17 protein-coding genes are annotated in these 24,343 nt (G+C 41.7%); 7 read left to right on the forward strand and 10 right to left on the reverse strand.

Annotated elements, in window-relative coordinates; translation table 11 throughout:
• Position 1 precedes the first annotated feature (1 nt).
• The 3 genes from V2H41_RS11785 to V2H41_RS11795 are packed head-to-tail and all read right to left on the reverse strand — an operon-like array spanning position 2 to position 2,746.
• Positions 2 to 1,135: a CaiB/BaiF CoA transferase family protein gene (locus V2H41_RS11785; RefSeq protein ID WP_330975359.1), complete on the reverse strand. Its 1,134-nt coding sequence runs from the start codon at positions 1,133 to 1,135 to the stop codon at positions 2 to 4.
• Positions 1,135 to 2,304 (reverse strand): ABC transporter substrate-binding protein, encoded by a 1,170-nt coding sequence (locus V2H41_RS11790; protein WP_330975360.1) that lies wholly within the window; start codon positions 2,302 to 2,304, stop codon positions 1,135 to 1,137. The genes V2H41_RS11785 and V2H41_RS11790 overlap by 1 nt, the downstream gene beginning before the upstream one ends.
• Complete coding sequence (locus V2H41_RS11795; RefSeq protein WP_330975361.1) at positions 2,297 to 2,746, reverse strand: MaoC family dehydratase; 450 nt, start codon at positions 2,744 to 2,746, stop codon at positions 2,297 to 2,299. The genes V2H41_RS11790 and V2H41_RS11795 overlap by 8 nt, the downstream gene beginning before the upstream one ends.
• Positions 2,747 to 2,902: 156 nt before the next feature.
• On the opposite strand from V2H41_RS11795, the gene V2H41_RS11800 reads away from it, so the two are divergent.
• Positions 2,903 to 3,847, forward strand: a complete 945-nt coding sequence (locus V2H41_RS11800; RefSeq protein ID WP_330975362.1) for a hypothetical protein — start codon at positions 2,903 to 2,905, stop codon at positions 3,845 to 3,847.
• A gap of 2 nt (positions 3,848 to 3,849) precedes the next feature.
• Here the strand turns inward: V2H41_RS11800 and V2H41_RS11805 are convergent, their stop codons facing one another.
• The 4 genes from V2H41_RS11805 to V2H41_RS11820 all read right to left on the reverse strand — a co-directional run bounded on the left by V2H41_RS11805 (position 3,850) and on the right by V2H41_RS11820 (position 10,460).
• The gene (locus V2H41_RS11805) at positions 3,850 to 4,500 is read right to left on the reverse strand and encodes a YdcF family protein (RefSeq protein WP_330975363.1); all 651 of its coding nucleotides are present in this window, start codon (positions 4,498 to 4,500) and stop codon (positions 3,850 to 3,852) included.
• Between the two features lie 80 nt (positions 4,501 to 4,580).
• Positions 4,581 to 5,882 (reverse strand): amidohydrolase family protein, encoded by a 1,302-nt coding sequence (locus V2H41_RS11810; protein ID WP_330975364.1) that lies wholly within the window; start codon positions 5,880 to 5,882, stop codon positions 4,581 to 4,583.
• An 18-nt stretch (positions 5,883 to 5,900) separates the two neighbouring features.
• Entirely contained in the window at positions 5,901 to 8,975 is a 3,075-nt protein-coding gene (locus tag V2H41_RS11815) for an amidohydrolase family protein (RefSeq protein ID WP_330975365.1), read from the reverse strand.
• Between the two features lie 165 nt (positions 8,976 to 9,140).
• Complete coding sequence (locus V2H41_RS11820) at positions 9,141 to 10,460, reverse strand: ammonium transporter (RefSeq protein ID WP_330975366.1); 1,320 nt, start codon at positions 10,458 to 10,460, stop codon at positions 9,141 to 9,143.
• Positions 10,461 to 10,602: 142 nt separating this feature from the next.
• On the opposite strand from V2H41_RS11820, the gene V2H41_RS11825 reads away from it, so the two are divergent.
• Positions 10,603 to 11,181, forward strand: a complete 579-nt coding sequence (locus V2H41_RS11825) for a GNAT family N-acetyltransferase (protein ID WP_330975367.1) — start codon at positions 10,603 to 10,605, stop codon at positions 11,179 to 11,181.
• Here the strand turns inward: V2H41_RS11825 and V2H41_RS11830 are convergent.
• Together V2H41_RS11830 and V2H41_RS11835 are read right to left on the reverse strand one after the other, a co-directional pair.
• Positions 11,174 to 12,373, reverse strand: a complete 1,200-nt coding sequence (locus V2H41_RS11830) for a pyridoxal phosphate-dependent aminotransferase (RefSeq protein WP_330975368.1) — start codon at positions 12,371 to 12,373, stop codon at positions 11,174 to 11,176. The two genes, V2H41_RS11825 and V2H41_RS11830, sit on opposite strands and share 8 nt — an antisense overlap.
• A gap of 111 nt (positions 12,374 to 12,484) precedes the next feature.
• Complete coding sequence (locus tag V2H41_RS11835; protein WP_330975369.1) at positions 12,485 to 12,889, reverse strand: DUF1573 domain-containing protein; 405 nt, start codon at positions 12,887 to 12,889, stop codon at positions 12,485 to 12,487.
• Between the two features lie 253 nt (positions 12,890 to 13,142).
• On the opposite strand from V2H41_RS11835, the gene V2H41_RS11840 reads away from it, so the two are divergent.
• From V2H41_RS11840 to V2H41_RS11860, 5 genes are all read left to right on the forward strand, one after another.
• A complete protein-coding gene (locus V2H41_RS11840) occupies positions 13,143 to 15,533 on the forward strand; it encodes an alpha-ketoacid dehydrogenase subunit alpha/beta (protein WP_330975370.1) in 2,391 nt (796 codons plus the stop codon).
• Positions 15,534 to 15,624: 91 nt separating this feature from the next.
• Positions 15,625 to 17,151, forward strand: a complete 1,527-nt coding sequence (gene amaB, locus V2H41_RS11845; protein WP_330975371.1) for an L-piperidine-6-carboxylate dehydrogenase — start codon at positions 15,625 to 15,627, stop codon at positions 17,149 to 17,151.
• A 129-nt stretch (positions 17,152 to 17,280) separates the two neighbouring features.
• A complete protein-coding gene (locus V2H41_RS11850) occupies positions 17,281 to 18,951 on the forward strand; it encodes a S8 family peptidase (RefSeq protein ID WP_330975372.1) in 1,671 nt (556 codons plus the stop codon).
• A 74-nt stretch (positions 18,952 to 19,025) separates the two neighbouring features.
• The gene (locus V2H41_RS11855) at positions 19,026 to 20,363 is read left to right on the forward strand and encodes a saccharopine dehydrogenase C-terminal domain-containing protein (RefSeq protein ID WP_330975373.1); all 1,338 of its coding nucleotides are present in this window, start codon (positions 19,026 to 19,028) and stop codon (positions 20,361 to 20,363) included.
• Between the two features lie 166 nt (positions 20,364 to 20,529).
• Positions 20,530 to 22,779 (forward strand): sodium-translocating pyrophosphatase, encoded by a 2,250-nt coding sequence (locus tag V2H41_RS11860; RefSeq protein WP_330975374.1) that lies wholly within the window; start codon positions 20,530 to 20,532, stop codon positions 22,777 to 22,779.
• A gap of 128 nt (positions 22,780 to 22,907) precedes the next feature.
• On the opposite strand, the gene V2H41_RS11865 is transcribed toward V2H41_RS11860, so the two are convergent.
• Positions 22,908 to 24,341, reverse strand: coding sequence for a Gfo/Idh/MocA family protein (locus V2H41_RS11865; protein WP_330975375.1), 1,434 nt, complete (start codon positions 24,339 to 24,341; stop codon positions 22,908 to 22,910).
• Positions 24,342 to 24,343 lie beyond the last annotated feature (2 nt).

A 24,343-nucleotide genomic window follows, 5' to 3' on the forward strand; every position in this document is an offset into this window, starting at 1 on the left:
CCTATGCTAATTCATTTTTAATTTTTTCAGTATCCTTTCCCAAAGCCGGTGCCGGTTTGTTCACATAAAGCTTTTCTCCATCAATCCTAATGGGGCATCTGGTTGTAATAATCGAATGGTCTTGCAGCCGAATCTCCTGTTCCATACCCAGGACTTTGTACCCTTCATGCTGAGACAATTGTTTCCAATCTTTTACTTCAGCAGCCCATAAGTGATGTTTATGCAATAAACTCAGCCAATGATCAGTGGTATGATGCTTTAGCACATCACGAATAATTGCTTTTATTTCATCACGCTTCTGAAATACATCTCCTTGATCAAACTGATCTAGCTCCGCACATTCCAGTGCTCTACGCAATGTCTGTATATTCATCATAGCAAGAGCAATATACCCGTCTTTAGTCTCGTAAATGCCGTAAGGAGCCCCCAAAAGAGGGTTCCCATTGCTCACCTTGCTTCTTTTCACTGAATTATTATCCAAGAACCAAGTGGTGAATAATTCAAACTGTAACGCGATAGCTGACTCTAGCAAGCTCAACTCTACATAAGCTCCCTTTCCAGTCTTCTGACGACTGATGAGTGCCGCCAGAATCCCCTGTACAGCGTGTATGCCACAAATACTGTCTATTACCGAAAGTCCGAATGGCATAGGATCATCATCACTATTACCGGTAGTGTAAGTAAGACCAGATATGGATTGAATGAGCAGATCTTGCCCCGGTTTCATACTCCACGGGCCTTCCTTACCATAACCCGTTATTTCGGCATATATAATCTTCTCATTAATCTTTTTTACATCTTCATAGCTCAATCCCATGCGCTCCATTACACCGGGTCTGAAGTTATGAGTAATAACATCTGCCTTTTGTATAAGCTTTTTGACAAGCTCAAAATCATCTTTGTCTTTTAGGTTAGCTGTAAAACTCTCTTTATTCCTGTTGATAGTATGAAAGTTCAAAGCGTCATCACCAATCCAAAGATTCTTAATAGCTAGTTTGCGGGATGGATCACCACCCTCCGGCCGCTCAATCTTAATAACACGAGCCCCCAAATCGGCCAAACGTAAACCTGCCGATGGTCCTGAAAGGTATTGGCTGAATTCCAGAACTACTACTCCCTGAAGTGGTAAAACCATTATTCTATCGTACTTAAAAATCTAGTGTTTAATGATTGATGGTATAATTCGTTTAATTTTTCAATTACAGCAACCGCATTATTACTTTTTCCGGACAGATAATCCCGTACATAATCTCCTGCATGATCTTGAAAGTATAAGTACCCATGATATCGGGGCCTTAAATAACTACGCTCCATTACCGGTAGTACATTCTTAAAAAAATTATTTGTTAACTGATTATTCAATTCGTTCAGCCAAGCTTTTTTGTGTGCCGGCTGGCCTTCATTGTATGTATAACCATGCATCTGATAGGAAGCACCACAAATCATTTCAGCAAAGCGCAGTGCATACGATCGGTATTGAGAAAAAGCGGAAACTGCCAGGCCCGTACCTCCGATTGTAGTTTGCAGGCTCATCCCATTGTAGCTAACCACATCCGTATAATGCAGTATATTAGCCGCATAGCCTGCCCTTGAATAATTGGAATAGCAATAAGCAAAAGGACAATACCAGTAATCGTCTGTCCCCGCCATTAATTCAGCAACTGCAATAGGATTTTTTTCAAACATAGCTGCATCCAACAATGTGTACAGCTCCTTCATTGTGCTCAATGCCTGCACACCGATATTCGAATCTATAACATACTCCTTACTCTCAAATGGAGTTTTTCCATGTGCCAGACAAAAAGTATAAAAATTCATCAATAGATCAATAGGAATAGCAGGCGCCGCCACTTTCCCCTGTCGAGCCAAGGCAAGCACCTCCTCCCAGGTAGAAGGCACCGCAATACCGGCTTTGTCCAGTAAATCTTTTCTATAACTGGCTGCAGGAGCAGCCGCATCGATTGCCAGCGCCCATTGATGGCCGGCATACTGGTAACTGATATGAGAAGTACCTACTGGGTTATTCTCCAGATCTTTTAAAAAGTCGACTGACAAATACTCATCTAAAGGCAATACGCATTTTGTTTCTGAAGCAGTCCCCACCCAAGGATGATCAATGATAAGCAGATCATAATGCGGAGTGAGTTTTTCAATAGGATAATCGGCAAACTGCTGCAAGCTGCGTTTTTCCCATACTATTCTTACTTCAGGATGCAACTCGGAGAATCGTTGCGCTGCTGCCTGCAACGGAGTAATTCCTCTGCTGTGGTTCCATGTAATTCCTTTTAATACGATATCAGCCATCAGCGCTCTTTTTTTGTACCAATAACAAATGTTCAAATACCATTACCAGTTCCTTATGTTGATTGTGTACTTCCACTTGCTCGGTAACAATACCATAGCCGGGTTTCTTATGATCCCGCTTATCTTTAATAGTTACCGTAGCCTTTATAGTATCATTTATAAAAACAGGCTTTATAAAGCGTAATCTGTCGTATCCGTAGGTCATAGCTACATCATTAATCACGCCCGCCGTTAAACCTACTCCTACACTAAATATCAACGTACCATGGGCTATACGCTTTTTAAAAGGCTGCGTCTTACACCATTCTTCATCCATATGATGCGGATAAAAATCTCCGGTATGACCAGCGTGAAAGACGATATCGGCTTCTGTGATTGTTCTACCTGTAGTGGTTCTGGAATCATTAATAACAAAGTCCTCGTAATATATCTGAACATTCATATGTCAAGGCATTATAATAATGTCGAAAATATATCATACCACTCCCTTGGAAAATGTGATGTTTCACTAACATAATGGAAGATTTTACTACTCCAACCCTCATTTGCAGCAGTAAACAAAGCCCGCCCAAATACCCATAACAATAATTATGTAATATTGTATATCAACAACAACAAAATCATGGTGCCGGAGAACCTCCAGAGGGTATTCTATAAATTGCTTGCGGTATTCGCACTGTTATTACTTAATGTAGATGTTAACAGCCAGCATGCATTACAACCTATTCAGAATAATTTATCCATGAAATTAGGGGGCGAGTACCGAAAAACAGATTTCAGATGGTCTATCGCCGGCAATATGGATGGGAAAGACCCCAACATTTACTCTGAACTCATTTTCAATCCAATCCAGGCCGCCGGATTTTATGCAGATGCGAATTATCGGCTACTTAGTAAACTTTCTATTCAACTACACTACAATCAACTTTATACTTATAAAGGCCGCGTAACTGATTTTGACTATGAGGGCGACAATCGCACCTTACCTGTAGTACAATTATATCTCAAAAGTCACAAAGGCACTATGCGTACAACAGGAGGTAATATCCACTATACAGCATTCAAAAATCCATCGTGGAATATAGAAACTGGGGTGGGTTACACTGCGACAAAAGAACTCTTTTATCTGTTAGATGATCAAAATTCGGATTTAAGAAGTACTTATACAGCACAATGGAAAGGTCCCTCTCTAATAGGCGGAGTGGAGTGGTACTGTTCAAAAAAAATATATGCCGGTGTTCATGCTGCCTTACACATCTTAAAATATGATGCTGAAGCTAACTGGAATCTGATACAAGAATTTCGCCATCCGGTGAGCTTTGTACACGATGCCAAGGGAATAGGATGGGATTTAAAAGCTTATATGGGTTACAAGCTCACTCGACATTTCGAGATAAATGCCGAGTGGGTGTACAACAACTGGAAAACAAACCACGGAACAGACAGACTATTCCTCGCAAACGGAGAAACACCCGAAACCAGAATGAATGGCGCTTTCAAAAAAAGCAATGGCTGGCGAGCCGGCATTATCTATGTATTTTAAATTTACAGCGGCGCTGCTTTCAACCCCTGCCTATTTTCCCATGGGATAAAAGCCCCCAAAGTACCTCTGAACCGCCTGAAGCGGCTTTCTCGCTCTGTAAGAGATTTAAATTGTGGCGCCATTGCGGATGAAAAATCTATTGCATACTCATGATTGCTATTGAGTGTCTTCAGTGTATCAATTACAAAAGGTAAATGTTGTATAGGTGTAGCAAATCGCTTGCGTGTGAATCTTTTGGTCAAGGATGATTGAAAGGGGTCCGTCACCAGAGCAATACTTTTAAAACCTAATTGCCGAGCCAGCTCATACGAATAGTAGATATTTTCTGTACTATGTTCTGCCTGAGTTTCGTAAAAAATATGCTCTTTGGGTATTCCCAATCGTTGAGCATATAATCCCATCACCTTTGCTTCGTAATAGGGTGTGTATACTGCCCCTCCCGAAAATATAATATTTCTGATAACGCCTTGCTTGTATAAAAAGGAGGCCCAAAGCACGCGTTCTTTCATTACCGAATCCCACTGATTATCTCTCAATGGCACACCGGGAACAATGCCGGCATCGAAAGTTTGTCCCTGCCGTATCACTTTATCATATAATTGTTGCGGCCGCTTTCTATACGACACACAAGCTGTGCCATACAGCAGTACCATAATTCCAATTATAGTGTACAGCATTGGATTCATGAAAATGTTTCAAACTTCTTTTTTCTTCTATATTGAACGCTTTCTTTCTACTGCAAATTATACCGATATTTATACCGCTCATACAGTTGCGTTTGCTTATTTGAAAGGTCTATTTTTCTACCTTGAATAAAAGCATTAGTAATAATACTAGACTTCATATCCAAAATATCCCCTTCGCAAATAACAATATTTGCATCCTTACCTACTTCTATCGAACCTGCTTGCTTATCGATTCCTAATATTTTAGCCGGGTTTAGAGTGATAGCTTGCAGTGCTTGCTCTTTAGTAAGTCCATATGCTACAGCGGTGCCTGCGTTAAAGGCAAGATTGCGATAGCGGGCTGAGCTGGAATTATCATTTAAAGCAAATAATACTCCCGCTCGCTGCAATATTGCCGGTGTCTTAAATGGCTGATCGATATCGTCATCTGGCAATGTAGGCAACTCATGTAATGTGTTTAACACTACTGAAATATTGTTTTTCTTTAAAAGATCAGCAACCAGATAACTATCCGCTCCACCTATAATCACCACTTCAATGTCAAACTTCTTTGCGAAATCTATGGCCATCAATATTTGTCTTACCCTATCGGCATGAACAAAGAGTTTTTGCTTTTTCTCAAATAAAGGCCGAAGCATTTCAAATTTAAGATTCACATCAGGCTTTGGATGCTGTTTGATATAAGCTTGTGCTTCGGCAAGAAATTGCTCTACCTGCTCCACCAGCTTGATACCTTCTTTTACAGGATTCGAGCCTGATGCCGAAGTACGTCCGCCTCGCATACTTCGATATAAAGAGGGCATATGCAGATGCATACCCGTCGCTGATGCATATAATGCGTCCTGCCATGTCCATGCATCTAATTGCACGACACTAGACGCTCCGGTAAGCAGGCTGCCTGATGGTGTTACTCCTGCAAGCAGTACACCATTTGCCCTCAGTGTATTAATCATACGGGAATCGGCATTATAGGCGTAGATGGATTGAATAGCAGAATTATATTGTCCCAGTTCATAATAATCATTTGACCCTCTCACGCCGCTAGATATCTCCTTAAGCCCTAAATCGGAGCTGGTTAATATAAGCCCCGGATAAACATTTTTACCGGTAGCATCAATAACCGTTGCGCCAACTTCGTCCACTGCACTCTGACTCACTGTAACAATTTTACCATCTTTGACAACGATGTGAGCATTCTTTAATACGGTACCCGTGCCGGCATGCACTGTTCCGTTTTTAATAACTAAAGTCCCTTCTTGTTTTTTAGCAGGATAAATCGTCTCCTGAGCCCATCCAAAATATTGATAACATACCAGCAACAATATGTGTAGGAATATCTTTTTAAGCATAGCTCTTTTATTTATTAGTTAAAAAGCGGCTTTTTCTTCGTGCAATTCATCATATGCAGAGATATAGTGGCCATCTACCTGCTCATAGTCTTCGCAATGCAGTAGCAGTTGCGGTGTAGGACGTGCGGGAGATACCGACGTTCCGGAGCGTGCTTCTGTTAACATCCTTTGTAGCAAACGTTTCCGTTCTTTAGCAATCTGCTTTCGCTTCCTCAAATCTTGTTCCCAGTCAAAATATACCACTCCATCAACGATCGTGTAAAGCGCTTTGGCATAAATACTAAGCGGATGATCACTCCACAGCACCACATCAGCATCTTTACCTACTTTTATACTACCTACTCTGTGATCGATATGTAGCGCCTTTGCAGGATTTAATGTTACCATCTTTAACGCTTCCTCTTCAGGAACACCGCCATACTTCACCGTTTTGGCTGCCTCCTGATTCAAACGACGTCCCATCTCCGCATCATCACTATTAATACATACATTCAAACCCATTTTGTACAGAATAGCCGCATTATATGCAATAGCATCCTGTACTTCCATTTTATAGGCCCACCAATCGGAAAAAGTGGAGGTATTAGCTCCATGCTTTTTAAGCACATCGGCTACTTTATATCCTTCCAATACATGTGTGAAGGTATTTACCCTAAACCCGTATTTCTCGGCCATTGTGATGAGCCCCAAAATTTCGCTGGCTACATAGCTATGACAGGTAATGAATCTTTTATTATTCAGAATTTCCACCAAAGCATCTAGCTCCAAATCCCTGCGAACGGTTTTATCCCCCGCTTTGAGCTTCTGCTCATAATCTTTTGCCCGTTGAAAGGCATCGGCAATAACCGCCTGCACGCCCATTCGGGTGTCAGGGAAGCGAATATTGCCCTGCGTCTGTGCAGTTCTTTTTACATTTTCCCCCAAAGCAAACTTGATAAAGGGATCCGCCCCTTCAAATTTCAGTCCTGCATCATCTTTACCCCATCTCAGTTTTATTAACTGTGTCTGACCACCTATTGTATTAGCCGAGCCGTGTAGAATATGCGAGGTTGTTACTCCACCACTTAATTGGCGATAAATATTGATATCATCGGGATTTAAATTATCTCCTATACGCACTTCAGAAGTTACCGATTGTGCACCTTCATTAATAGAGAAGCAGGCGATATGAGAGTGCTCATCAATAATACCCGGTGTTAAGTGTTTCCCAGTGCCATCAATAATTCTAGCACCTGGGGCATTTAATTCTTTACCAATCTGAGCAATCTTTCCTCCTTTTAGTAACACATCGGTATGCTCCAGTCGTCCATCCTTTTCATTCGTCCATACTGTAGCATTTTTTATTAGGATATCCTGCTGTACGGGCAATTGCTCATTTCCATATGGAGAAAACGGATATAGAATTTTGGATTGGGGCAATGCCTTTGCAGTAGGCATGTTATTTCTTTTTGCATCCTCCTGTTTTATTAAACTCGCTGTCCAGTTAACTGTGGTGCCATTATTATCCATTCCCACCCCCTGCCAGCTATCGCCGTAATCCACTCCACTTAATATGTACAAAAGCCTACTGGTTTGAGAAGCACTAGATGAATCTTTTGAGTCACTCTTTACTGGCCGTAGCGCTGTTTTGGGAGCAAGCTGTAGGGATACCTGTTTACCATCGATTCTAAATTTTACGCTTAGCGTATCCAGACCCACTACACTAGCCTCATTACTACTTTTTACTTGAAGCGTGTATTCAGTAATACCAGATGGCCCCGATATCGCTAACTTATATTGCCCAGGTTGTTCCAATCCAGATTTGGCATCAACAGGATAACGCTGTCCCTTCACCCAGTTCTCCAAAATAACTGCTTTGTCAGTAAACAAATCGCCCGTTGTAATGAGAAAGTTAGCCCATTTGCCTACATCCAACGTACCTACTTCATGCTCGAGATTTAGTAATCGAGCAGGCGTTATCGTTAATGCTTCAAAAGCCGCTTTAGGCGAAAGTCCGTAATCGATAGCCTTGCGCAAGGCTGGCCAGAATGCAGAAGGGTCCTTCAAATCAGCTAATGTAAAAGCAAAAGGAATTTTTTCCTTTTCAAATGCCGCTGCATTACCTGGCGCCAACTCCCAATGTGCTAAATCAGTTAAGGAAACATACCGGGCATCCATAGGATCTTCAACATTCATAGCTTCGGGATAATTCAACGGAAGAATGTAAGGCGCCTTGGTAGCCGCAATTTCTTTGATGCGTTGATACTCATCTCCCCCTCCTTTAATAATAAACTGCACCCCAAACTCATCACCAATACGATCGGCTCTAATGCCACTCCATTTATCATTGGTCTCAAAAATTTGTGGCAGCGATCGATTTTCATACCACGCCTCCAGCGATTTATTGATACCCTCTTTAAGAGGCCTGTTTTGTATATACCAATCTACATCGATAAAAGTCTGACGCAACAGTGCCACTGCGCCCATTATCGAAGTGGGATAGGTTTGTGTAGATGTTCCTTTGCTAAAGGAATAATAAGCCGCAGCCTTATCTTTAATAATATTCAAATTTTCTTTATCATCACTGAGTAATACAGCCGTTCCGGTGCCACGTGCAATACCGTCTTTTTGATGTGTTACAACGGTACCAAACCCCTGTGCTCTTAACGTAGCGGCCTTAGTGGCATCCGTGGCAAAAAGTTGATACCCGTTGACTTCACTTTTAATAGCCTGATTCCATGCAAAAGGCCCCTTAGTATTCGTGGTAAGCTGTTGTGGCCCGAAAAAAGAAGTTTGCCCTCCTGTTCTTTGCGGAATGGGAATACCGTAATCACTGAAAATATCGATAAATGAAGGGTAGATAAACTTACCCTTGCAGTCTATTACAACATATCCTTCAGGCACGGATGCTTTACCTACTGCGGTAATTTTTCCATCCTTAATAATTAAAGTACCGTTTGCAATTACGGTGTTGGCGTCTTTTACAATAGAAGCATTGATAAAAGCATAGGCGCCGGTTCGGGGATCGGCTACCCCGTTCACAGGATAGGTAATTTGAGCTATAGCCTGAAAGACAACCGTAACAAATGTCGTTAGCAGAATGTGTTTTTTCATTGATACAGTTTTATTAGAGCAGCTATTTAAAGATATTTACTGAAAAAATACTAAATAAACGCCAATAAGAAGCATCTAGCGTATAAAACCGCTAGCTAGTACTAAAGAAAAAGTGCAATCCTAATATCAGGATTGCACTTACTATGTGATTAAACCTCTAATTGATTACAGACTTTCGCCTAATTGTGACATATCCAAACCTTCGGCTTCTTCTTCCTCGCTTACACGTAATGGCGTAATGAGATCTGTGATTTTGAGAATAATCATACTCATTACAAATACCACAACTAATACAACAATGGCTGTTAGTGTGTGTGTAACAAACAATTTAGTTTCGCCGAAGAAAAGACCTTTATCAGTAACAGCAGAGTTGATGCCGGGGCTGGCAAATACACCTGTAAGAATCATACCTACCATACCACCCACACCATGACAAGGGAATACATCCAATGTATCGTCAATTCCGGTTCTGGTTCTCCACTCTACCATGAGGTTGCTCACCAAAGCAGCAACTACACCAATCACCAATGCATGTGGAATACTTACAAAACCTGCAGCAGGAGTAATCGCCACCAATCCTACAACTGCACCGATGCTGGTACCCATAGCCGATGGTTTTTTGCCTCTTAAAGCATCAAAAATAATCCAAGTAAATGCAGCAGCACCTGAAGCTATAGCTGTTGTTGCTAGGGCGATAGCTGCTAGATTGTTAGCTCCCATGGCAGAACCACCATTAAATCCAAACCAACCGAACCACAGCAAACCAGTTCCTAATAATACATAAGTAATACGAGCCGGTTTCATTTCCTGATCGGTTCTTTTCTTCAAATAAATGGCACTCGCTAAAGCGGCCACACCGGCACTCATGTGTACCACGGTACCACCCGCAAAATCCAGTACACCCAGATTAGCCAGCAGTCCGTCAGGATGCCAAGTCATATGTGCCAACGGGGCATAAATGAAAATGAAGAACATTACTATAAATAGTATATAAGAAGTAAAGCGAACACGCTCAGAGAAGGCACCGGTAACGAGGGCCGGAGTAATAATAGCAAATTTTAACTGGAAAAAGGCAAATACCGCCAGTGGAACGGTAGGCGCAGCAGACCAAGGCTGTCCATCCAGTACCCCATTCATTAAAAAGAAGGTAGCCGGATTTCCAATAATACCGCCTATGTCATCCCCGAAAGCAAGGCTAAACCCGAAGAAAAGCCAGATGATAGAGACAATTGCCATACAAATAAAACTTTGTAACATTGTCGAAATCACATTCTTCTTTTTTACCATACCACCATAGAAGAATGCTAGGCCCGGGGTCATAAGCAATACCAGCGCAGCAGATGCTAATAACCAGGCAGTATCGCCGGTATCCACATCGGGAGCAGTATCACTGTTTACAGGATTGTGCCCCATAAAAAGACTGAGTATTGCAACAAGCATAAGCAGCAGAAAGGGAACGATAGCCAGTTTTTTGGTCATGTGCATAATAAAAAAATTTAATTTAAAGAAATTAGATAAAAACAGAAAAAATTTGATATTAATTTTATTCTAATTTCAAAAATAAAATATTATTCAAATAAAATACAAACATTTTTACGATTTTTTCTTACATAATTTTATTTATAATATGTATATAGCAATAATAAAATTGGAAGACACACCTGAGGTTTTGGAAATTTATAAGCCTTATATTTTAAGTAGCGCCACGACATTTGAACTAGAAGTTCCTGATATAGAACAATTTGCACTTAGAGTACAAAAATATTCGCAGCAATTTCCTTGGCTTGTAGCAAAAGATGGAGATACTATAGCCGGATACGCTTATGCTTGGACTTATAGAGAAAGGGCAGCATATCAATGGATAGTGGAAACCTCCATTTATATTAATAAAAATTATAAAAAGAAAGGAATCGGCTCTACACTCTACGAGGTCCTATTCGAAATACTGAAGTTGCAACAAGTTCATAAGGCGTATGCCCTTATTACACTACCTAATGCAGCAAGTGTAGGATTCCATGAAAAACAGGGCTTCCGGCATTTTGCTACTTTTGAAAAAGTAGGCCATAAGCATGGTGCATGGCATGATGTAGGCTGGTGGGAAAAAACACTCATCGAACAGACCGACACGTCTCCCCTCCCTATTATTCCATTTAAAGAGTTGGATGCAACTACCGTAAATACGCTTCTGTCAAAATACGCTATATAGTGCGGCCTGGATATACTTTTAGTGCGGTTTCCAGACAATCCATCGCATTACTGATGGCTGTCTGATTGATAACATAAGCAAGCCTTACTTCATTCTTCCCTAAGCCGGGTGTTGCATAAAAACCGGTACCCGGCGCCAGCATTAAGGTTTGATTATGATAAGAAAACGCTTCCAATAACCATTGACAGAATTTATCGCAATCATCAATGGGTAAACGTGCCATCGCATAAAAAGCACCACCTGGGTTAGGACAAAACACCCCTTCCATACTATTCAAGCGACTTACCAGGAGGTTTCGGCGTTGCAGATATTCTTCTTTTATGGTATCAAAATAATCAGCAGGCAGATCTATGGCTGCTTCTCCCAGTATTTGGGCTAACCCCGGGGGGCTTAGGCGGGCTTGCGCAAATTTCAGGGCAGACTCCAACACCTTTTTATTCTTAGTAACCAACGCACCAATGCGCGCTCCGCAAGCACTATAACGCTTACTAATAGTATCCAATAATATGGCATGCTCCTCCAAACCCGCAATGTGTAGCACACTGGTATGGTCAGTATCCCCGTAACAAAACTCTCTATAAGCCTCATCGCCCAGCAAATAAAGATGACGCTCTTTACAAATCTTACCAATAGCTTCTATTTCTTCCCGGCTATATAAATAGCCTGTGGGATTATTAGGATTGCAGATAAGTATCGCCTTAGTTTTATCCGTAATATACCTTGCAAAAACATCTGTGGGCGGCAATGCAAATCCATCCTCAATACTTGATGGCACCGCCACTACTCGTACACCTGCCTCACATGCAAAACCGAGATAATTTGCATAAAGTGGCTCAGGAATCAACACTTCATCGCCCTCATCCAAACAAGTAAGGAATGCAAAGCGGATCGCCTCACTTCCTCCGGTGGTAATCATAATTTCATCGTAATCCACCTCAATTCCCAGCTTTTTGTAGTAAGTCGTCAGTTTACGACGATAGCTCTCATTTCCAGCACTATGACTATACTCCAATACCGGCATTTGTACATTGCGTACTGCATCCATAATCGCAGGAGGCGTTTCAATGTCCGGCTGTCCAATATTCAAATGATATACAGTTAATCCTTTTTTCTTCGCAGCTTCTGCAAAAGGGACTAATTTTCTAATTGGAGATGCAGGCATTGCTATCCCGCGCTGAGAAATCGTAAGCATATATCAAAGATAGGTAGATTACAAAGCTTTCAAATCGATAAAAAACGAAAAAACCCCTTCATGAATACGAAGGGGCGCAAATTTATGATTATGATTAATTTTTCTAACTAATTACTTTTTACTTGCCGCAACTACTTCTCCGGTAAAGTATACCACTTTAGGCTCGGTATATCCGGCAAGATATATCTCTACATCCCGATTAACCGGACCCACGGTTGCAGCATTGTAAGACACTTTAATTTTTCCAACTTTTCCAGGAAGAATAGGCTCGTTGGGTTTTTCAGGAACCGTACATCCACAACCTGCCATTACACTTTTTACCACAAGCGGTTTTTTGGTTTGATTCACAAACTCCATATAGAAGGTATAGGGCTGCCCCTGAGGAATTTTACCAATATCATATTTTTCTTTCACCATTTTAATAGCAGACTCAGCCGAAGTATTTTTTTCGGACGATTGTGCACTTACCCAAACAGCGAAAGACATCAACAAAGCCAGTAAACAGATTTTCTTCATAGAAAAGATTTTTTAAGCGAAAGATTAAACTTAATTACACAAAAGTATCAAAAAGGTTCAACAGCCAGATGCATTTTAACAAACAAAGGTTGCATCAAGCAGCAATAATTCAATATTTTATCCGTTAAAAATGATTTTCTCACAAAAAATAAACAGAAAACATATATATCATACAAATTGATATAGTATTCATACTAAAATATCAATTAGCACGTTATATCCATATATAACTCATCTCACCTATATTTGTTACATGGACATGTTGAATTCTGGAACCTCTGTGCACGAAGAAAAACTGTCTTTTGAAAAATTTAAAGACGAAGTACTGCACGATTATTACATAGCCTGTCTAAGCAGGGAAACCAGTATACTCTCTCGCAAGGAGGTGTTGACAGGCAAGGCGAAATTTGGGATTTTTGGAGATGGTAAGGAAGTGGCACAGGTAGCCCTCGCAAAATTTTTTAAGCCCGGCGACTGGAGAAGTGGTTATTACAGGGACCAGACCATGATGTTTGCCATGGGCGTTTCTAATCCTCAACAATACTTTGCTCAATTATATGCCGATGCCGACCCCGAAAGAGAACCTTTCAGCCGAGGAAGGCAAATGAACAGCCACTACACCAGCGCTAATACACGTGAAGACGGCGAGTGGCTCGATCTGGTAAACATTAAAAACACTTCTACAGACATGGCCCCTACTGCGGCCCAGATGCCACGCTCTGTAGGGTTGGCACTTGCATCTAAATTATTCAGGCAAGTAGAAGAGTTAAAACAATTCAAGCACCTTTCCAATAATGGTAATGAAGTTTGCTTCTGCACCATAGGCGATGCTTCCACTAGTGAAGGTCATTTTTGGGAGGCGGTAAACGCAGCTGGAGTGTTACAAATTCCCTTGGTCATTTTCGTATGGGACGACGGTTATGGTATATCAGTTCCTCGCGAATATCAAACCACCAAGGGTTCTGTTTCAAAAGCACTTAAAGGCTTTGAAAAAGAAGAAGGCACCAACGGCTTCTACATCGCTACACTAAAAGGCTGGGACTACATGGGCATGGTGGAAGTATTTGGAGAAGGCATCAATCTTGCCCGCGAAACACATACGCCGGTGATCTTTCATGTAGAAGAACTCACGCAGCCTCAAGGCCACAGTACATCTGGCAGTCATGAGCGCTACAAAAGCCCAGAAAGATTAGCATGGGAAAAAGAATGGGACTGCATAAAAAAGATGCGCGATTGGATTCTTGAAAACGCTCTAGCAGATGAAGCCACTCTTGCTACAATAGAAAACGATGCCAAACGGCATGTAAAAGAAGCCAGAGACCGTGCATGGCAGGAATATATTTCACCCATCAAACAACAGGTGCAACAAACCCAAGCAGTAATTGAGTCTCTTATTCCAAATAACCCGCAACATGCAGAAGAACTGCGCAACATATCTCACAAGCTAGGTTCATTGCGCGAGCCTTTGCGGAAAGACAGTATGAAAAGCGTATTTAAGGCACTACTACTGTGTGGAGAAAATGCAACCGAAGAAGCAAAAGCCTACTATAAAAAATTACAAGAAGAAAATAAACAGCTATACAATACCTTCCTCTACAACGAAGGCCCCAAAAGTGCACTGAAAGTAGAAGCAGTTCCTCCTATTATACGTGAAGACGCTCCACTACTAAACGGATATCAAATTATTAATAAATATTTCGATGGACTATTTGCCAGCAACCCCAAAGTAGTAGCTTTTGGGGAAGATTTAGGAAAGATTGGCGACGTGAATCAGGGTTTTGCCGGCTTACAAAAAAAATACGGTAATAAAAGAATTGCCGATACCGGTATTAGAGAACTCACTATAATGGGAGAAGGTATTGGATTAGCTTTAAGAGGCATTCGCCCTATTGCAGAAATACAGTACCTCGACTATGTCATTTACGGACTACAACCACTGACAGATGATGTAGCTTCTTTATACTATAGAAGCGGTGGTAAACAAAGCTGTCCTATTATCGTACGTACACGCGGACATCGTTTGGAAGGAATTTGGCACAGTGGTTCACCCATGGGAATGATTATTAACGCCCTAAGAGGTATGTATATCTGTGTTCCTCGAAATATGGTACAGGCCGCCGGCATGTACAATACGCTACTTAAAAGCAATGACCCGGGAATGGTAATCGAAAGCCTGAACGGATATAGATTAAAAGAAAAATTACCCGATAATCTTAATGAAATTACAGTACCATTAGGTATTCCGGAAATATTGCAAGAAGGTGACGATATTACTATCGTGAGTTATGGATCGGTACTACGTATTATTGAAGAGGCTATTCAAATGGTGGCCCCCTTAAACATCAGCTGTGAACTGATAGACGTGCAAACCTTACTTCCATTCGATAGAAATCATATCATTCTGGAATCATTGAAGAAAACCAATCGTATCGTTTTTGTAGATGAAGACGTACCCGGTGGTGCAGCGGCTTATATGTTTAATAAAGTAATGGAAGAACAAGGCGGTTATCGCTATCTCGATGTAGCGCCACGTACCATTACCAGCAAAGAACATAGACCTGCATATGGTAGCGACGGCGACTATTTCAGCAAGCCCAATGCAGAAGAAATAGCAGCAGTGCTTATCGAAATGATGAAAGAATAATTGTGTTGTGATAAATATTGATATAAAGTGCGGTCGAACCCGCACTTTTTTCTTTATTGGTTATAACCGATATAAATGTTAAATTACAGGTATGGAATTCCTGCAAAAACTACAGATCAGCACTCACAACGAAGGCATCAGTACCGGAAGTAAATGGTTAGCCGGACATGGTGTTGTTATCAATTCTTATTCTCCTGTAGATGGCGCACTTATCGCGGCCGTAAGTACTGCAAACAAAGAAGATTATGACCAAGTTGTAACCAAAGCCCAAGAAGCTTTTGAGCAATGGCGCTTATGGCCGGCACCCAAACGCGGCGAGGTAGTAAGACAAATTGGTCAAGCTTTAAGAGCGTACAAAGAAGAACTGGGCAAACTTGTTTCTTATGAGATGGGAAAAAGTCTGCAAGAAGGCATGGGCGAAGTACAAGAAATGATTGACATCTGTGATTTTGCAGTAGGACTAAGCCGACAGTTACATGGCCTAACCATGCACAGCGAACGTCCTGGACACCGCATGTATGAGCAATATCACCCCTTGGGTGTTGTAGGAATTATTACCGCATTCAACTTTCCTGTTGCCGTATGGAGCTGGAATAGTATGCTGGCCTGGATTTGTGGCGATGTATGCGTATGGAAACCTTCTGAAAAAACACCTTTATGTGCCATAGCTTGTCAGCATATCATAACATCGATTTTCGAAGCCAATGGCGTTCCCGAAGGTGTGAGTTGTCTTGTTTCCGGCGGTCGTGAAGTAGGTGAATGGATTTCGAAAGATGAAAGAATACCCTTGGTTTCGGCAACCGGCTCTACTCGTATGGGCAAAGCTGTAGCAGTCAACGTAGCTCAAAGATTGGGACGTTCTTTGCTGGAATTGGGAGGTAATAATGCTATTATTGTTACTAAAAATGCGGACTTACAAATCGCAGTACCCGCCGCCGTATTTGGAGCCGTGGGTACCGCAGGACAAAGATGCACTACCACCAGACGACTCATCATTCATGAAGAAATATTTGATGTATTTACGAACAAGTTGCTCCACGCCTATCAGCAATTAAAAATTGGGAATCCGTTAAATCCCGAAAATCATGTGGGACCACTGATTGATAAAGATGCTGTACAACAATATCTACACGCCATTGAAGAATGCAAAAATCAAGGTGGTGTATTTCTAACTGATACCGGGGTGCTCGACGGAGAAGCATACAGCAGTGGTTGTTATGTAAAACCCTGTATCGCCAAAGTAGCTCACCACTACCCCATTGTACACAAAGAAACCTTTGCACCGATTCTTTATTTAATCCCGTACAAAACACTGGAAGAAGCCATTACCATACAAAACAGCGTACCTCAGGGCTTATCATCAGCCATCATGACTACCGACCTTCGCGAAGCGGAGCTATTTTTATCACATGCCGGAAGCGATTGCGGTATTGCTAATGTGAATATCGGAACTAGCGGCGCAGAAATCGGAGGTGCTTTTGGGGGAGAAAAAGAAACAGGCGGTGGTCGCGAAAGTGGTAGTGACGCTTGGAAAAACTATATGCGCAGACAAACCAATACTATCAATTACACCAACCAGCTGCCTTTAGCACAAGGCATAAAATTCGATATCAGTTAAACATTTCCTATGATAAAAATAAGACTGCTGCCATCCGCCTGTCCATTTTTACCGTCTATCATTTTATGAAAATCTTTCAATTGTTAAGCCTATTTTTGTTGTTTTATAATAGTTTAAAAAGTTACGTGAATGAATAAACTAGTTAAGACCTTAGGTGTAGGGCTTCTTACAGCCACCACCTTCTTTCACACCGAAGCACAGAATACTGTACCCGAGGGATGGCATTTAAAAGATCTTGAAACAGACGGCTTCTATGGTATCAGCCTAGACAAAGCTTATGAGTTTTTAAAATCAAAAGGACTAAAAAGCACTCCTGTAATTGTTGGAGTAATAGATTCTGGTATTGATACCACCCATGAAGACCTAAAACCCGTACTGTGGATAAACGAAAAAGAGATTCCCGGAAACGGTATTGATGATGACCAAAATGGTTATGTAGACGACATTTTCGGATGGAACTTTTTGGGAGGTAAAGATCCCAATCACAACGTGACTAAAGATTCTTACGAAGGTGCACGTGTATATTGGAAATACAAAAGCAAATATGAAGGCAAAAAAGCTGAAGAAATTCCCGCTTCAGAAAAAGCTACATACGAAATGTGGTTAAGAGCAGAAAAAGAAACCTTGAAAACCAAATCCGATCCTTCGGAAGCCGCCTTTATGAAGCAAATAGGAGAAGCTTTTAAAGCCGGCGATTCTACTATCAAGGCTGAGCTAAAGAAAGAGGTATATAATTGTAAGGATCTCGAATCCTATACTCCCAGCACTGCCAATGCCGGCAGGGTAAAACAAATTTTATTGGCTACCTGCAAAGGCAACGATAATAATGAGCTTACCAACGCTATGCTGATGGAGGAACTTCAGAAAGATCTGGATAAGATTGCCGTTGCTGAAGAAGCTCCCAAACCCTATCGCGCAGAAGTGGTGAAAGATAACTACGATGATTATAATGATAGATATTATGGCAATGGTAATGTTTATGTAAACAATGAGTCTGCATTGCACGGCACACACGTTTCAGGTATTATTGGTGCTGCAAGAAATAATGGTGTGGGAATGGACGGTGTAGCAGATAATGTGAGAATTATGAGTGTAAGAGCGGTTCCCGACGGTGATGAGCATGATAAAGATATTGCACTGGCTATCCGCTATGCAGTAGATAACGGCGCTCGTGTTATTAATATGAGCTTTGGTAAAGGCTTTTCGCCCGAAAAACACTGGATTGATGATGCGGTAAAATACGCCGAGAGTAAAAATGTATTGCTGGTTCACGCAGCAGGTAATGACGCGGCAAATGTAGATACAGCGCACAACTACCCTACTTCAAAATATTTGGATGGTAAAAAAATCAGCAATTGGATTACTGTAGGAGCCAGTGGTGATGGTAAGGTAGGTAATCTTATAGCCAGCTTCTCCAATTATGGTAAAAAAGAAGTGGATGTATTTGCACCAGGTGTAAGAATTTATGCTACGCTACCCGGTGGTAATAAATACGGAAACTTACAAGGTACCAGTATGGCTGCACCCGTAGTATCCGGTATTGCTGCACTTATTATGAGCTATTATCCGAATCTTAGTGCCGTAAAGGTTAAGGAAATCATTGAAAAAAGCGTAACCGTTCCTACCCAAAAAGCTTTGCTTTCTGCTACTGGAGATAGTGTTTTACTCTCCGATGTATCTGTTACTGGAGGCATTGTGAATGCTTACAAAGCTGTGGTAATGGCTGATGCCGAAAGTAAAAAGGTTGGTGCTAATACAAACAGCAAACCACAACCCAAGGCCATCAGAAGAAGCAGATAACAAAATTTGCTAGTGATACAATTAAAAGCTACCTTAATGGTAGCTTTTTTATTTCAAAAAACATCAATACGCCATTGTCATCCGCCTCTAAAAATATTTTACTTTTCGGAGCAGGGAAATCGGCTACAGTGCTGATTCGTTACCTCCTGCAGAAAGCCCAGCAATACAATTGGACACTCACAGTAGCCGAAGCCGATGTGCAATTGGCCCTTGCCAAAACACAAAGCCATCCCCGTTCGGCCGTTTTAAAATTGGATGTAACACAAAACGATGCACGAATGGGTGCTATTCAAAATGCGGACGTCGTTATTTCCTTATTACCTCCTCACTTACATTATCTCGTTGCCAAAGATTGCATCGCTCATAAAAAGCATTTACTTACCGCATCCTATGTCGATGAAAAGATTCGCCTGCACGAAAAAGATATCCAACAAAGCGGCATACTTTTCCTGTGCGAAATGGGACTGGATCCAGGTATTGATCACATGAGCGCCATGCGTCTTATCGACGAAATAAAATCTCAAGGCGGAAATATTAAAAGCTTTAAATCACATTGTGGTGGTCTGGTAGCACCGGAAAGCGATGATAATCCCTGGCATTATAAAATCAGTTGGAATCCGGCTAATGTAGTAAACGCAGGAAAAGCCGGTGCCGTTTACCGAGATGGACATCAAACCGTTCGTTTATCCTATACCGATGTTTTTAATAGCTGTAAACGAGTAGCTACGCCGGCCATTGGGGAGTGGGCGTATTATGCTAACAGGGATTCGCTGCCTTACATGCAGCTATATAATCTGCAAGAAACAGCCACCTTTATAAGAACCACGCTTAGACACCCCGATTTCTGCAAAGGTTGGCAGCATTTAGTAGATGCCGGGCTTACCGATAATGAACACTCAATGGAAAAGTTCAGAAATGCGCCTGTTAATACTTGGCTCCGGCATGTATTGCAGCATCGTTATCGAGTGCAAAGTTTTGAAGAATATCTGAAAGAAATAGTCCTGCATCCCGACCGCCCACTTATTCGACAACAATTTGAATACTTGGGATTGACCGGTGAAACCCTTATTCCCGAACATATATACAGTGCGGCTGATATACTTCAACACTTCTTGGAAAGCAGACTTAAACTGAGGGAAAGTGATAAGGATATGGTAATTATGTTACATGAAATTGTATATGAACAAAATGGAACGCTTCACAAAATCAACAGTAGTCTTATGGTAAAAGGCGACGATCACCAACAAACTGCAATGGCCAAAACGGTAGGATTACCGCTAGGTATCGCGGCCGAACTGATATTAAATAACGAGCTCTCGCTCAAAGGCTTGCATATCCCCATTATTAAGGATATTTATGTACCCGTATTGCGAAAACTCAAAGAAAACAATTTAAAATTTATTGAAATTTAATACCTTTAAATTTTGTAGGGGTTTCTTTTTGTTTTATCAAAAATGTAACAAAACGAAACCTTTTGAAATTCTAGCGATAAACCATAACAAATTGACAGCATCACTTTATATTTGCACCCCCTGCCAATTATAGATTAGTAAAAAAGTAGAAGAGTAAAAAAATTATATGCAACACGTCATTTATCTGGTCCCCTTGATGGCCATCATAGGCTTGCTATACACATATTTTAAGTTTAAGTGGGTTGCTAGGCAAGAAGCCGGAACTCCTAGAATGAAAGAAATTAGCGACTACATTAGTGTGGGTGCTATGGCTTTTTTAAAAGCTGAGTGGAAAATTTTGGCCTACTTCGTTATCGTAGTAGGCATTTTATTAGCCGTGTTGGCACAAACCAATCCACACTCCCACTGGCTTATTGCTGCTGCATTTGTGGTGGGAGCTGTTTCCAGCGCCTTTGCAGGTTACGTAGGTATGCGTGCTGCTACTTTAGCCAACGTAAGAACAGCACATGCGGCTAGAACGAGTTTAAAAAAAGCATTGAATGTTTCCTTCAGCGGTGGCGCCGTAATGGGTGTGGGCGTTGCGGGACTAGCTGTATTAGGTTTAGGAGGTTTGTATATAGTGCTAAAACAATATTTCGCTCCCGATGCTCCTCTGAATTCGGAAGAAATGATTCAGACCATTGAAGTACTAACCGGTTTTTCTCTTGGAGCCGAATCAATTGCTTTATTCGCACGTGTGGGTGGTGGTATTTATACCAAAGCTGCTGACGTAGGAGCAGACTTGGTGGGAAAGGTAGAAGCGGGTATCCCTGAAGATGATCCCCGCAACCCGGCCACCATTGCCGATAATGTGGGAGATAATGTAGGCGACGTAGCGGGTATGGGAGCCGACCTCTTTGGATCTTATGTTGCTACGGTTCTGGCTACCATCGTACTGGGACAACAAATTAAAATTACCGGAGAAGATCCTTTAGGAGGCTTCTCCCCGATTATTTTGCCTATGCTTATTGCAGGCATCGGTATCTTATTCTCTATCGTCGGAACTTTCTTCGTTAAAATAAGCGAGAACGCCAGTATTAAAACCCAGACAGTGCAAAAGGCGCTCAATATGGGGAACTGGGGATCTATTATATTAACCGCATTGGCATCTGTATTTTTGGTTAACTGGCTGATGCCGGAGCAAATGGAATTGCGCGGATTCGTATTTACGAAATACGGCGTACTGGGTGCTATCGGTGTAGGATTGCTGGTAGGTGCTTTGATGAGCATCATAACGGAGTATTACACAGCCATGGGTAAGCGCCCTGTAAATATGATTATCAAAAAATCATCTACAGGTCATGCAACCAATGTCATCGGCGGTTTAGCCATGGGCATGGAATCTACCTTCCTGCCTATCCTTGTACTGGCTGCTGGTATATGGGGCTCTTATCAGTGTGCAGGCCTTTACGGAGTGGCTATCGCTGCTGCTGCAATGATGGCTACTACCGCCATGCAGTTGGCCATTGATGCCTTCGGGCCTATTGCCGACAACGCCGGAGGCATTGCTGAAATGAGTGAACTACCTAAAGAAGTACGCGAAAAAACCGACGTATTGGATGCCGTAGGAAACACTACAGCTGCCACAGGAAAAGGATTTGCTATCGCTTCTGCAGCCTTAACTTCTTTAGCACTTTTTGCAGCCTTTGTGGGTGTTTCCAATATTAGCGGCATTGACATTTATAAAGCCAATGTGCTGGCGGCTTTATTCGTAGGAGCTATGATTCCGCTGTTATTTTCTTCTTTAGCCATTCGCGCAGTAGGCGAAGCAGCAATGTCAATGGTAGAAGAAGTGCGCCGTCAGTTCCATACCATTCCAGGCATCATGGAAGGTACAGGCAAACCGGAATACGATAAATGCGTAGCTATTTCTACTGAAGCATCTATCAAGAAAATGATTGTACCGGGTACTATTGCCATTATCTCACCCTTAATAGTAGGATTTTTACCAGGCTTTGGAGCTGAAGCACTGGGCGGATTTCTAGCCGGTGCTACTGTAAGTGGTGTTTTATTAGGAATGCTGCAAAATAACTCTGGTGGTGCTTGGGATAATGCTAAAAAATCTTTTGAAAAAGGCGTTGAGATCAACGGTAAGATGTACTATAAAAAATCAGAACCCTATAAAGCATCGGTAACCGGAGATACTGTTGGCGATCCGCTTAAAGATACTTCCGGACCATCGATGAACATTCTGATTAAACTCATGTCGATCGTATCGCTAGTCATTGCTCCTACTCTTGCTCAAATGAATGATAGTGATACTGCAACCACAGCTCATACACCTACTCCCGTAAGTGTATCGCATGTAAATAAGCATGAAATCGTAAAAGATTCCATGAGCACTTTCAATATGCAAGCAACTCATTCAACTCATTAAATCAAACAACATTTGCATATAGTAAAAACTAACACTACTTAGGTGTTAGTTTTTTTATATCACTACATTAACAAAAAGGGATTCCCACAGAGGGAATCCCTTTTCAATAGCTATGCAAATGCTTAAGCTTAGAGTGTCAAACTCCAGCCATCTCTGTATTCTCTTTTTACAAATTGGTTCGCTTCATCGAAGTTTGTAATCTTCATATTCTCAGCATCCCAAAGCAGCTTCTTGCGTCCGAGATATTTATCTTCCCAACCCTTCATTTTGGGATTTACCATCATCGCACTGCGGATGGCCAGGTTACCCATCAACACACTTTCTGTAAAGGGTCCGGCATATTCGAACGGAGAGCTGGTCTCACCTTTGCCATAACCGGCAATGCAGGCATTCACCCATTGTAGATAATGACCTTCAGGAACACGCTTTAAGGTGGGCTTAGGTAGATTTACTTCTTTCATCAATCGGGTTGGTAGTAATCTTGGATTAGCACCATAGCAGTCCATCAGCAGTTTTCCTTTTGTACCAATGAATAAACAACCGCCATCCCAATTACCAAAAGGCTCTTCAGGCAGCAGTTCATCTGGGCGTTGAGGTAATAACCCACCATCATACCAAGATACTTTTATGCTACCTTTTTTGTCGGTACGTGGGTAATTGAGGTGAATGATGGATGCCATCGGACAGCTATCGATATAGTTGGCTTCTTTCCACATATCCAGCCATTGGTTGGCGATACTACATTCTGCCGAATCAGGATATTTAATGGGAAGAATACGATAGATTGGATCCATGATATGACAAGCCATATCACCCAATGCACCTGTACCGAAGCTCCACCAACCACGCCAGTTAAATGGAACATATACCGGATTGTAAGGTTCGTATTTAGTAGGCCCCAGCCACAAATCCCAATCTAACTCTGCCGGAATAGGATGATCTCCGGTTGGCTTGGGCAAACCATGTGGCCATACCGGTCTATTAGTCCATGCATGTACTTCCACGATATCACCGATTAATCCGGCATCGTAAATTTCTTTTGCTCTTCTTACACCTTCACCCGATGCTCCTTGGTTACCCATTTGAGTTACTACTTTATACTTCTTAGCTGCCTGTGTAAGTATACGGGCCTCGTAAATATCGTGGGTTAAAGGTTTTTGAGTGTACACATGTTTACCCAACTGCATAGCGGCTAGTGTAGCAACAGCATGGGTGTGATCAGGAGTACTGATACTACAGGCGTCGATGTTGTTCTTTTCTTTCTCAAGCATTTCCCTAAAATCTTTATAGAATTTTGCTTTGGGAAAGTTTTTACGCGATTTTACAGCCTGTCTTTCATCTACGTCACAGAGTGCAACAATGTTAACATTAGGACTTTTAGCAAAAGAAGTCAAATCGCTTTCACCTTTTCCACCAACACCGATGCCAGCTATGTTTAGTTTATCGCTGGGGGCAACAAAACCACGCCCAAGTACATGTCTCGGTACTATTGTAATACCGGCCCCAATTAAAGCTGCATTTTTAATGAACTTTCTTCGGGAGTTAGATTGATTCTTTTTCATAT

The organism is Niabella digestorum (genome assembly GCF_036409055.1).
Taxonomy (GTDB): Bacteria; Bacteroidota; Bacteroidia; order Chitinophagales; family Chitinophagaceae; genus Niabella; species Niabella composti.